This window comes from Pseudoalteromonas sp. MSK9-3, from assembly GCF_003590335.1.
Lineage (GTDB): Bacteria > Pseudomonadota > Gammaproteobacteria > Enterobacterales > Alteromonadaceae > Pseudoalteromonas.
In genome coordinates this window covers 1-11903 of record NZ_MIET01000043.1, presented here as the reverse complement: position 1 = coordinate 11903, position 11903 = coordinate 1, and the positions used below count along the sequence as shown (strand labels likewise).

Here is an 11903-nt window from a genome sequence, read left to right as displayed (position 1 = left end):
TTTTCGGTATTCTGCCACTTTGAGATGGCACTATCACTTAGCCAAATATTGATGTTACCGCGTTGAACCAAAGCACGGTTGTACTGTGACCAATTCCTAATTTTCTTCTTCATTTCGCATCATGGGTTAAGGCATTTAATGATCTGATCGCACCAAACCAAAGAAGTTCAATTATTTAGGAAACAACGCCGAGTGGGAGTAGAAGTATGGGATTTCAACCAACGTAATACCCAGCGGGAGGTATTCTTTCATACTCTCTAAATTCAGTAGATAAGTGAATTTAACGCATAAGTCCATCTTGATATAAATCGTGTTAAATAAATCCGAACTCAAGTTCTAAGTGCACCACGTACAAAAACTAGATAAAATTAAGGAAAATTAATGAATAGGTATACAGTATTATTTTCAGGGTTAACAATTGTTTCAAGCTTATACTCACACGCTGCTTCTTTAACAATTAAGAATGAGGATTCTGCTTATATAAATCAACAATTGCAGTCCGCATACTCACAGTCTTCTGCGGTTAATCTATTGCTGTGTGGAAATATAGATGTATATGAATCCATTAAGCTGCGTTCAAACACAATTATAAATGAGTGTAGCGATGGTGCAACTTTGACCATGCGTTCCAATGGTAACTGGCCTAAACCTAGTTATGAACGTGCCATCTTCGTTCTAGATAAAGAAAATAGTAATAAATTCGAAACAATACATATCAGTAATTTGGATCTCATCGGATCTTTTGATGTCGAAGGCTCAGCGGCTATAGCTTTTCATCCACTACAACACCAAAATAGTAACTCGATAACCATTAACGATATATTAGTAGCCAACAACACAATATCGAGGTTTCAAAATGAGGGTATCAGAATTAGCAGACCTATAGATTGGAACACCAACTACTCTATTAGTAATGTAAATATTTCAAAAAATCATTTTTCTAATTTTAAACATCCGGGCTCTGTTATCAGTGTTAAAAGTGAGGAAGAAAGAACAAGAGATGATTTCGCTCTTAACACTTTTAAAATTTATAACATAACAATATTTGATAATGAGATTGTAAACATGTTTAACTCTGAGCCATCGATTGCTAATGGGTTTGGAATATTTGTAGAAGGTGCAAAACATGTTAAAATCACATGGAATAAAATTTATGGTTTTGCTGATGAAGCAATAAGAGCTAAATATTCTTATAATGTTGATATTATAAGAAACAAAGCAATAAATGGCTATGAGTATGGTAATGAAAATATAAAGGTTAATGCTGGCGGTATAAAATTTAACAATGTTGTAAAAGGTAGAGCTTTATATAACCGTTCAGAAAATACTACTGGCCCTGGGCTTGAATTCTTAGGCGCGGAAGATATTGAAGCGTATGGTAATGTGCTTATAAATAATGCTTCAGGTGGTGTCAGGTTTGAGAACTCTAGTTTAGAAAGGAAGTCATTTATTAACAACAATATTAGATTAAAGAATAACAACATTACATATCATAACTTTAATTACGACACTACATATTTATATCATTATCTATGCGCAAGATTTCAAGTAATTAATGATAATCAAAATATAGTTATTTGGCATGATGGTCGCTATCAAAACTATGTTAATTTAACAACTGACATCTGTCGCATTAGAAAATTGTAGGAAGGCTGAACCATCGCTTTTTAATATAAAGAAAAAGTCATATATCTATAGCATGCTTTTCTTATACCTTCGTCTAAAAGGGGCTAAGGTATAAGGAGCATTACTTTTTATTTTCACTCTATTATTAACCCCGAATTCAACTTCCAAGTACACCACGTATAAAGCCTAGAATTGCCACTCATTCAAAGGGTAAACCTTTGGGCATATGCTTTCGGGGGCTACCTGCAAAACGCGCCAAGTGTTTAGGTTGTTTGCCTTCTTTGGCATGTTCACAGCGTGTTTTAACACTCGTGTAGTCTGACGTTTCTGGTATGTCAGCCATTTTGGCTCTGATTGGGTTTAAATCAACATACGCCATACAGGCTGCCAGTGCTGCTTCATCCAGTAAGGCTTGTGATTTAAAGCGCCCTTCCCGCAAATTAATAAGGGATTAATTTGAATGCCGTTAGGCAGCCCGCAGGGTGAGCGCCATGGATGGCTGCGAATAAAATCTGCCCTCACAACCATCTTCTTTATTCGCTTTGTGGGCAATGCTTTCATTCAGTACCCGCATAAACCAACTAATACTCGCTAAACGTTCTCTAAATTGTTCAATGTCTTTGTTTAAAAAGGTTTGCTGTGCTGAGTCTAACCGCTCATCTTGAAGGTACTTGTGAGACAGTATGGTACCTTTAAATAGCTTATGTCATCTGATAATAATCGCTTTACCACTCAGTCTTTTAGCTTTTATATCACCTACATACAGCACAGTATGCGTATGGTTGCTCATTACCGCATACGCACACACATCAATACAAAATACTTTAGCAAGTTCCAGTAGTTTGTCTTCTATCCACCCTCTTCTGTGCTCATACGATTGACCTGTTACCTTATCCTCACCACACAAATACGCACGACGAACACACCGTAAAATACAATGATAATATTTGGTATCAGTTACACTCACTTGTCTTTTACGTGCTGTCGCCATCGAGAAATCACCTATCTTTTAAGCTGAATTTAAAAGATAGGCAATGAATGAAAAACAATAAATTTTGGGTGGGTGTCAGTTAAAATTCTCAAAAAGTGTTGGGTATGGGTTCACTAAAGGTACGAATCCTCAGCGAGTAAATAATTTATCTATTGTTGTGGTTGGCTATGCTAAAGATAATAATGGTGTTTGGCACATTAATTCTATGTATCCTTCTAATAGGCATGTAAAAGTTGGTGGGGGATAAAAATGTTAAAAGATTTAGAATTGGAAATAATTGAGAATATTTTTTGTTGCTTTTATGATTATTCATGGGATTTTGAGGATGAAGAGCTTCGTTATGGTTGGCTAAGAACGGGGATTTATGTCTATTTGGATCGTCTTGACTCTCAAGATAATCAAGGAAAGTTTACTAAAAGTGATGTTAAAGATGCCCTTGTTAACGCTTATAAACAAGATGACTATACATGGTGGCTGATAAATAGTTATGAAAATTCAGATGTACAAGCTTGGGAAGATCAAAAACAGCCCAATGAAGGTATGCAGGTAGTTTCTGCCTGTGCTTGGTTAGAACACTTTGGTATTATTGATATTAACGATGAGCCTAACTGGGAGCTAGAAGAGTTATACATTTTAAAATATTATCACCCAGCATTTTTAAAGTTATTTGTTAAAAAGTTTGTCTGGGATGTAATGTTTCCAAATGAAGCGCTGCCTAACTACACAGAACCCAAATCAGGTGATGTTAGGTTGTTAGATTACCCTTTTGATATTGATTTTATGAATGTTATGTGTTTACATGCGCTTTTTTAGGGACATATCATGAATAGATTACATTCATTTTATTACTTTATTCTGCTATTCCTATTAACAGCGTGTGGCGGCGGCAGTAATAGCAGCGAAGGTAATAGTCAAGTACCACAAACAGCCATTTCATTCACTGAAATTTCAGTCCAAATCTTAGTAGATGAGATTCCATCAATTAATGAGATATCTGGAGGCTCAGGCACGGGAACAATAACGTTTTCATCGTCAGACTCATCAATAGTAGAAGTTATGAACCCTCAAACAGGGCAAATAAAAGGTGTTGGAGCAGGAAGTGCAACCATTACTGTATCCAAAAGTGCAGATTCTCAGTACCAGTCAGCATCTGCCAGTTATTCAGTTGAAGTTAATAAACGTGAGCAGGAGCCTTTATCATTCCAATCTAGCTCTTTAGATTTATTTATTGATACACCGATACAGAGCAATCCTTTATCAGGAGGCACTGGCTCAGGCACTATAACGTATCAATCCAGTGACACCTTAGTGGTCGATGTCAATTCAGAAACAGGAAAGTTAATATTACTCAAAGGCGGGATTGCAACAATAACCGCAACAAAAGCTTCAGATGCTTTATACAATGCATCAACGGCTTCCTATGATGTTGATATAAGCTATATATTGGATGAGCTCAGTATTGCCATCAGCTTAACAAATGCAGAGCTAACGTGGAGTAAACAAAGTCAGCAACTAGAGCTATACAGAAGTACCGACGCCAACTGTGATATAGCCAATTACACTGCCTGTGATAATTCGCAGATGAATCTTATATCCGCAACAGATGCACTACCACTTAAAGATGGCTTTATAAAAATTAAGCGCTCTAAGTACACACTAGAACACCAAAGTGCCTATATTAAAATTGCCCACGAAGACTATGTTTCTAATACCGTCCATGTAACACCTTCCTTACCCCCTTTTAAACTTGGGTATGGCGCTCAAATGGTGTCCTTTAAAGGTAAGTTGTGGTTGTTCGGAGGTGAATACTCTAAAGGTCTCGATACCATTTGGCAAACTGGCATTTGGTCTTCTATAGATGGAATAAACTGGCAACTCGAGGTTGCAAACGCGCCATTCCAGGGACGTGCACACTTTGAATTAATTGAATTTAATGAGCATCTCTATCTAATAGGCGGTTCAAGAGGAATAGGAACAGGTGGCGCAGAGGTAGGTGAGTCAGATGTGTGGCGCTCTGATGATGGGATCAATTGGACATTGATTCAACCAAATCTAGGGTTCACTATATGGAACGTAGCATCTGCAATCGTCTTTCAAGGTAAGCTATGGTTATATGGAGACTCTTCCAGTAGTGAAAATAGTACTATATATTCGACCGAAGACGGACTCAACTGGACCATGCAAAATAGTTCAGCAGCATACAAGCCTAGGCGTAAACCTACATTATTTTTCCACAATGACCAATTATGGATGTACGGTGGCAAGGTCTGGGACAGTAACGGACCCCTAGTCGGGGCTAACGAAATTTGGTCTTCAGAAGATGGGGTTAATTGGCGTCTAAGAAATGCAGCCCCCAACATTCCGAATGAATATGCTTATACTAATAAAGTCTTCAACTTTAACGGCAAGCTTTGGATGATTAACGGACAAGGCCTCGGATCAGCTTCTAACGAAAGATACAGCGCAGCCTATTCATCTGATAACGGAGTAGACTGGACGATGGAAGCAAGCCCAATTATATCTAGGTTTAACGCCTATTTAACAGGCGCTAAGTTCGCTGACAAGCTGTGGATATATAGTGGTTGGCAAGAAGAGTATATCTGGCACTCCAAAGATGGAAAAGATTGGAGGACTTATGTTGAGCTACCAAAACTAGAGTGGAGCCCAAGGCAAAAATAACCCTAAAGTGATAAAAAGACATTAAATGTCAGATAGCTAAGTTAATTAAACCGGAACTACAAATACATAGTGACGGTTTAATTACATAGTCAGTCTGTAGCAAATAAGAATGGTTGATAAGATGGACGCTCTAAAATCGACATCAATGCGCCAAACTGATTTGGAAGCAACAGTTCATAGGTTCATCCATCATAACGAGAAACAGTGACACCCACTCAAAAAATTAAAATCAATAAGCTGGCAATGTTCAATCTGAAATATCGCTTAGTTAGTAAAATTGAATTAACTACATGTGCTACAAGCTCAAAAATAGATAAAAGGTGAACTTATATGTATCTAAAAGGCATAGCTCCCCCACCAAGCTATTGTGCATTGGTTATATAGAGATTATCTTGATGAACTAAAAATTAAGCCAGTAACTTTTCACACTGCTTGTAATTAGCGCGCCGTTTAATTTCTAAGCTCGCGCAATAATTATCAAGCTTTTGGGGTCGCCCTACTGCGCCGTGAAATACTTTGGTAAATTGTGTGGTGAGTTTTAGCCAGTTTTCCGGGGCTATGTTTAGTCTTTCTAAAATTGGGGAGTTAATGGGATTGATAGCGCCACGTTTGTCTGTTCGCATACATCGGCCTGTTAGCTCTAACAGTTCTAAGTATGACTTTAATTCAAAGGGTAAACCTTTGGGCATGTGCTTTCTGGGGCTACCCGCAAACCGTGCCAATTGTTTAGGTTGCTTGCCTTCTTTGGCATATTCACAACGTGTTTTAACGCTCGTGTAGTCTGAGGTTTCGGGTGTCTCAGCCATTTTGGCTCTGATTGGATTTAAATCAACATACGCCATACAGGCTGCTAATGCAGCTTCATCAAGTAAGGCTTGAGATTTAAAACGCCCTTCCCAGAACCTACCTGTACAGCTATCTTCTTTATTCGCTTTTCGAGCTATGCTTTCATTCAGTACCCGCATAAACCAACTGATACTTGCTAAACGTTCTCTAAATTGTTCAATGTCTTTATTTAAAAAATATCGTTGGGCTGAGTCTAGATGCTCATCCTGAAGGTACTTATGAGACAGTATGGTACCTTTAAACAGCTTATGCCATCTGATAATAATCGCTTTATCACTCAGTCTTTTAGCTTTTGTATCATCTACATAAAGCACAATATGAGTATGGTTACTCATCACCGCATACGCACACACATCAATACAAAATACTTTGGCAAGTTCCAGCAGTTTATCCTCTATCCAGCCTCTTCTATGTTCGTATGACTGACCTGTTACCTTATCCTCACCACACAAATACGCACGACGAACACACCGTGAAATACAATGATAATATTTGGTATCAGTTAAACTCACTTGTCTTTTACGTGCTGTCGCCATGAAGGAAAGCGCCTATCTTTTAAGCTGAATTTAAAAGATAGGCAATGAATGAAAAACCGTCAATTTGGGGTGGGTGTCAATTAAGGTTAAGTACCCGCATAAACCAACTGATACTCGCTAAACGCTCTCTAAATTGTTTATTGTCTTTATTTAAAAAATATTGTTGCGTTGAGTCTAGCCGTTCACCTTGAAGGTACTTGTGAGACAGTATGGTGCCTTTAAATAGCTTATGCCATCTGATGATAATCGCTTTATCACTCAATCTTTTAGCCTTTATATCATCTACATAAAGTACAGTGTGAGTATGGTTACTCATCACCGCATACGCACACACATCAATACAAAACACTTTGGCAAGCTCCAGCAGCTTTGCTTCTATCCACCCTCTTCTGTGTTCGTATGACTGACCTGTTACCTTATCCTCACCACACAAATACGCACGACGAACACACCGTGAAATACAATGATAATATTTGCTATCAGTTAAACTCACTTGTCTTTTACGTGCTGTCGCCATGAGAGAATTGCCTACCTTTCAAGCTGAATTTAAAAGATAGGCAATGAATGAAAAACAATCAACTTTGGGTGGGTGTCTTCGTAAATTGCAACAAAGCCCACGGGGGTGGGCTTTAATCATTTAAACTAATGTTTCGCTAATTAACTCGCTAAATTCATTAGTATCAACTCTACCTAATTTATTTTCCATTTCCTTAAAAACATCTTCGGCCTTTAACAGCTCCAAATTCACCAACCTTTTTATTTCAAAAGCGTCATTTGACGTAAGTATCTGATGGTATGACTCAGTTGAAAACAACAGTTCAAATGACAAATACCCCTCATAAGATGAATCACCCAGCAAGGGGTTTTTCAAGGTGAATTTTTTCTTGTACCTAGGCTTTTGAGGTTTTACAAACTCTTCATATCCATCCAAAACCTCTTGAATAATTAATTTGATACCAATGTATTCCAGTCCTAATACTGTCTTGAGTTGCTCAGCTTTCTGCTCAATTTCATTTGTCAGTTCCTTGATAGCACCCAATTTAGGTCTGATATTTCCATCTATTTCGTAAGCAAATAATAATTTCATCGTCTAATTTTATTTCCCGGCGGGGATGTTCCAGTTTTTGCCAAATGAGTGTAAATTTTTAACTTTTCTGCCAGTAGCACTTGGCGTTGTGTGCCCCGGTATTGTGTATCTAGTGCAAGCCTTCGACCAGCCAATACAGCATTTAATTGGGCTTCTGAGTACCTAGTAGCGGGTTTCGTTGTTTGACCATACTTCCAAACATCCCCTTCATTTAACCACATAACACCACTTGAACAATTATAACAAACATAATCACCACTTTCTTCCGCGATTAAAGCATACTGAATACCGTTTGGCCCATTAGGTTTGGTTCTGATATTAGCTAGATCATTCTCAAGACGAGCATAATCTTCTTTAGAAAGTTCAGGCTCTAAATCAAGTGCAGTGTTATGGAGAATATTTTCCTCAATAATTGGTTGCGCTAAAGCCTCCATTTGCTCATCAGTAGCAGTAGAGGTTGGAGCTAAAGCCATACCAATTACACCGCCTTTTTTGAGGGATTTCAGCCCTGCCTGAGCAACACCTTTCACCGTTTCACCTACAGTGTTTCCACTTTGCTGGGTTTGCGGTGAAGTAGTACTGGTTTGCTTAGGAGAACCAATGTCCATCGTGGCCACCTTCCCACCAATGAATGTCGCTGAAAACGATTGTGTGGCCCCATTAGAGTAAGTTGCAGTTCCACTGACACCAGTTACAACTTCTCGTTTTATGCTTGATCCAGTAACAGCGATCTTTTCAGTCTGTTTCGTGTACTCAACCTTTTCTAACTCAGGTTCTTCTGGTGAGTAACCAGTTGGATCGATACCTGACAGCGGATTGTTCATAATGTAAGAATACGAGAAACAGTGACACCCACTCAAAAAATTAAAATCAATAAGCTGGCAATGTTCAATCTGAAATATCGCTTAGTTAGTAAAATTGAATTAACTACATGTGCTACAAGCTCAAAAATAGATAAAAGGTGAACTTATATGTATCTAAAAAGCATAGCTCCCCCACCAAGCTATTGTGCATTGGTTATATAGAGATTATCTTGATGAACTAAAAATTAAGCCAGTAACTTTTCACACTGCTTGTAATTAGCTCGCCGTTTAATTTCTAGACTCGCGCAATAATTATCAAGCTTTTGAGGGCGCCCTACTGCGCCATGGAAGACTTTGGTAAATTGTGTGGTGAGTTTTAACCAGTTTTCTGGGCTGATCTTGAGCCTGTCTAGAATTGGGGAGTTAATAGGGTTAATAGCGCCTCGTTTGTCTGTTCGCATACATCGGCCGGTTAACTCTACCAGTTCTAAGTATGACTTTAATTCAAAGGGTAAACCTTTAGGCATATGTTTTCTGGGGCTGCCTGCAAAACGTGCTAAGTGTTTAGGTTGTTTGCCTTCTTTGGCATATTCACAGCGTGTTTTAACACTGGTATAGTCTGACGATTCGGGTATCTCAGCCATTTTGGCTCTAACTGGGTTTAAATCAACATACGCCATACAAGCTGCTAGTGCCGCTTCATCAAGTAAAGCTTGTGATTTAAAGCGCCCTTCCCAGAATCTGCCAGTACAGTTATCTTCTTTATTCGCTTTTCGAGCGATGCTTTCATTCAGCACCCGCATAAACCAACTGATACTCGCTAAACGTTCTCTAAATTGTTCAATGTCTTTATTTAAAAAATATTGTTGCGCTGAATCTAGCCTTTCACCCTGAAGGTACTTATGAGACAGTATGGTGCCTTTAAATAGCTTATGCCATCTGATAATAACTGCTTTACCACTTAACCTTTTAGCTTTTATATCATCCACATAAAGTACAATATGCGTATGGTTACTCATCACCGCATACGCACACACATCAATACAAAACACTTTGGCAAGCTCCAGCAGCTTTGCTTCTATCCACCCTCTTCTGTGTTCGTATGACTGACCTGTTACCTTATCCTCACCACACAAATACGCACGACGAACACACCGTGAAATACAATGATAATATTTGGTATCAGTTAAACTCACTTGTCTTTTACGTGCTGTCGCCATGAGAGAATTGCCTACCTTTCAAGCTGAATTTAAAAGATAGGCAATGAATGAAAAACAGTCAATTTATGGTGGGTGTCTTATTAAATTCTTCTCTTGCATGTTGAATTCGGGGAACTTGAATTCGGGGTATTTGGTATCAGTTAAACTCACTTGTCTTTTTCGTGCTGTTGCCATGAGGGAATTGCCTACCTTTTAAGCTAAACCTAAAAGATAGGCAATGAATGAAAAACAATCAATTTTGGGTGGGTGTCTTCGTAAATTGTGTTTCTTGACTCTTCAATTTATCATATGAGTCTGAGTTAAAAGGCAGTATAACTTTGTTATCATTAAATAAAATTAACTCTATAGCCTCATCCTTATCTAAATTAAACTCCTCGCAAGGCAACGAGTTTTTTGATATTTTTTTTATCTTATCCCAAGGGATCAAGTACACTGGAAGATAAGGGATGCTGACGCAATAAAAGCCTACACCTTTACTAACTATTTGAGTTTTATAAATCTCTCTAAACTCCCCTATAACACCTCTACCGACAAACCAGCTGTTATGAGCAAAACCAAAGCCCTCAAGCTCTTTTGACACTGATAGAACTTTTAACTCATAAATGGCCTCTTGTTCAATCAATTTTTTTATGTCACGCTTTATTACAAAGTGTATAGGACCAAAAAGCCTCCAATACAGAAAAAAAGCAAAAAGAGCCCCTAGCGCACAGCTAAAAAACAGGCTATCCAAGATATAAAACAATGACCCTGAAGAAATCATAAAAACCGTTATTAGTGCACTTTTTGCCATGAGCATTTGATAAATTAATTTTATTTTTTCCATATAGCTAGTCTTTAATTTCCTGCTTTTTCAACATAGGTGATGTTTGATTTTTTCTATGTAAATAATTAATCATATTTTTAATAGAAGAAGGGCTCTTAGGCAATTGTTTAGGCATATCAATTTGAGAAAATTTTGCCGTACAACTGATTACCGTACCACAAATAGCAATTCTAAGCTGCTCCTTAAATTCCCTTCTAGATGATTCCGAAAGTTTTGCAAACCCTGATGAAAAACCATTCATGAACTCGCCGAATTGCATCACGTATGGATTTTTAGAAGAAGCTAACCTCATACCTACTGCATTGAACGAGTTAATTGCACTTCTTTCTAATCCGGTTAATGTACTTGTACCCATCAGAAATAAAGGGTGTTCTAACAAATCTTTCCCTGCAATTTGGGGTGGGTGTCAATTAAGGTTTTATTGTCCGGTTTAATGCAAAAGCCAAACGTTTTTACGAGCGTAAAAAACAAAAACGTAATGGTATTGTAGCCATTCGCGCTGTTGCCCATAAAATCGCCAGAGCAGTATTTCATATGTTAAAGAATAAACAGGCTTTCGATATCGAACGCGCCTTTAGCTAGTTTCCCGGTATCATTCAGCCAGTATTTGGGGTTGGGTAATAAACCAGTGTTTCTCTGAATGGAGGGTGATACCGGACTTATTTTGTTCGCCCGCATGTTAAGCCAAGTTGGGTCTGGAAGGCGAAAGCCTAACCACCGTCTCTGTGCGTTTACCGCATTGGATAACATGGGGAACTGACGTTTTTGTGGCGTACTAGCGTGCGTGGGAAATTGGCCTTTACAGGCCAAGGACTAGAGCCAGATGGGTGACTGTTGCGGATAATTTATCCAGCACAACCAATAGAAAAACATATTAGCGAATAAAAACCGGAACACGCTACAGAGTACTCAAACTCTAATGTTTGCTAAAAAGCGAACCGTACTTTATCGCACTATTGACAACGGCTGACTTATGGGTGACCCCATTGGTTTCAGAATTCGGGTCTTTGGTTTCAGAATTCGGGTCTTTTAAAAAGCAAAAAGCAAGACCTGACCCCTTTGGTGTTTGGTGTCAATTAAACTTACTTGTCTTTTGCGTGTGTAATGGTCAACTAATTTTGGCCACAGTTTTAGAATCTTTATATCTTACTTCAGACTCATTTGGTGCTAGGCCAGCATTATAGTGATGCGGCCTAACGTAGTTGTAATATTCATTTATATAATCGCTAATACTGTATTTAGCTTCTTTAAAATTCTGATAGCCAACTGTTGGCATCCATTCTGTTTTAAAG

10 protein-coding genes and 2 pseudogenes are annotated in these 11903 nt (G+C 38.3%); 3 read left to right on the top strand and 9 right to left on the bottom strand.

All coding sequences use genetic code 11. The features are described from left to right. Positions 1-381 precede the first annotated feature (381 nt). The gene (locus BGP78_RS18745) at positions 382-1647 is read left to right on the top strand and encodes a right-handed parallel beta-helix repeat-containing protein (RefSeq protein ID WP_119862815.1); all 1266 of its coding nucleotides are present in this window, start codon (positions 382-384) and stop codon (positions 1645-1647) included. A gap of 181 nt (positions 1648-1828) precedes the next feature. Here BGP78_RS18745 and BGP78_RS18735 read toward each other — a convergent pair. Continuing rightward, a pseudogene (locus tag BGP78_RS18735) lies at positions 1829-2617 on the bottom strand (transposase); the annotation flags it as partial. 249 nt (positions 2618-2866) lie between these two features. Between BGP78_RS18735 and BGP78_RS18725 the strand changes: the two are divergent. Together BGP78_RS18725 and BGP78_RS18720 are read left to right on the top strand one after the other, a co-directional pair. Further along, entirely contained in the window at positions 2867-3430 is a 564-nt protein-coding gene (locus BGP78_RS18725) for a hypothetical protein (protein WP_119862812.1), read from the top strand. 9 nt (positions 3431-3439) lie between these two features. Beyond that, a complete protein-coding gene (locus tag BGP78_RS18720) occupies positions 3440-5296 on the top strand; it encodes an Ig-like domain-containing protein (RefSeq protein ID WP_119862811.1) in 1857 nt (618 codons plus the stop codon). Between the two features lie 407 nt (positions 5297-5703). Here the strand turns inward: BGP78_RS18720 and BGP78_RS18715 are convergent, their stop codons facing one another. From BGP78_RS18715 to BGP78_RS18675, 8 genes and pseudogenes are all read right to left on the bottom strand, one after another. Next, complete coding sequence (locus tag BGP78_RS18715) at positions 5704-6678, bottom strand: transposase (RefSeq protein ID WP_119862810.1); 975 nt, start codon at positions 6676-6678, stop codon at positions 5704-5706. 85 nt (positions 6679-6763) lie between these two features. Then, positions 6764-7195 (bottom strand): annotated as a pseudogene (locus BGP78_RS18710) (transposase); the annotation flags it as partial. 120 nt (positions 7196-7315) lie between these two features. Then, positions 7316-7765, bottom strand: coding sequence for a hypothetical protein (locus BGP78_RS18705; protein WP_119862809.1), 450 nt, complete (start codon positions 7763-7765; stop codon positions 7316-7318). Further along, positions 7762-8589 (bottom strand): hypothetical protein, encoded by an 828-nt coding sequence (locus BGP78_RS18700; protein ID WP_119862808.1) that lies wholly within the window; start codon positions 8587-8589, stop codon positions 7762-7764. Before BGP78_RS18700 ends, BGP78_RS18705 begins: the two co-directional genes overlap by 4 nt. Before the next feature lie 224 nt (positions 8590-8813). Beyond that, positions 8814-9788, bottom strand: a complete 975-nt coding sequence (locus tag BGP78_RS18695) for a transposase (RefSeq protein ID WP_119862807.1) — start codon at positions 9786-9788, stop codon at positions 8814-8816. 232 nt (positions 9789-10020) lie between these two features. Further along, complete coding sequence (locus BGP78_RS18690; RefSeq protein WP_119862806.1) at positions 10021-10611, bottom strand: hypothetical protein; 591 nt, start codon at positions 10609-10611, stop codon at positions 10021-10023. Positions 10612-10615: 4 nt separating this feature from the next. Next, positions 10616-10990: a hypothetical protein gene (locus tag BGP78_RS18685; protein WP_119862805.1), complete on the bottom strand. Its 375-nt coding sequence runs from the start codon at positions 10988-10990 to the stop codon at positions 10616-10618. 729 nt (positions 10991-11719) lie between these two features. Then, positions 11720-11903: IS3 family transposase (locus BGP78_RS18675; protein ID WP_147386044.1), on the bottom strand; the 184-nt coding region annotated here is incomplete at its 5' end.

What these genes read in the sequence shown, in the direction of transcription:
- BGP78_RS18745 (WP_119862815.1), top strand. Translation starts at nt 382, where the DNA reads ATGAATAGGTATACAGTATTATTTTCAGGGTTAACAATTGTTTCAAGC.
- BGP78_RS18725 (WP_119862812.1), top strand. Translation starts at nt 2,867, where the DNA reads ATGTTAAAAGATTTAGAATTGGAAATAATTGAGAATATTTTTTGTTGC.
- BGP78_RS18720 (WP_119862811.1), top strand. Translation starts at nt 3,440, where the DNA reads ATGAATAGATTACATTCATTTTATTACTTTATTCTGCTATTCCTATTA.
- BGP78_RS18715 (WP_119862810.1), bottom strand. Translation starts at nt 6,678, where the DNA reads ATGGCGACAGCACGTAAAAGACAAGTGAGTTTAACTGATACCAAATAT.
- BGP78_RS18705 (WP_119862809.1), bottom strand. Translation starts at nt 7,765, where the DNA reads ATGAAATTATTATTTGCTTACGAAATAGATGGAAATATCAGACCTAAA.
- BGP78_RS18700 (WP_119862808.1), bottom strand. Translation starts at nt 8,589, where the DNA reads ATGAACAATCCGCTGTCAGGTATCGATCCAACTGGTTACTCACCAGAA.
- BGP78_RS18695 (WP_119862807.1), bottom strand. Translation starts at nt 9,788, where the DNA reads ATGGCGACAGCACGTAAAAGACAAGTGAGTTTAACTGATACCAAATAT.
- BGP78_RS18690 (WP_119862806.1), bottom strand. Translation starts at nt 10,611, where the DNA reads ATGGAAAAAATAAAATTAATTTATCAAATGCTCATGGCAAAAAGTGCA.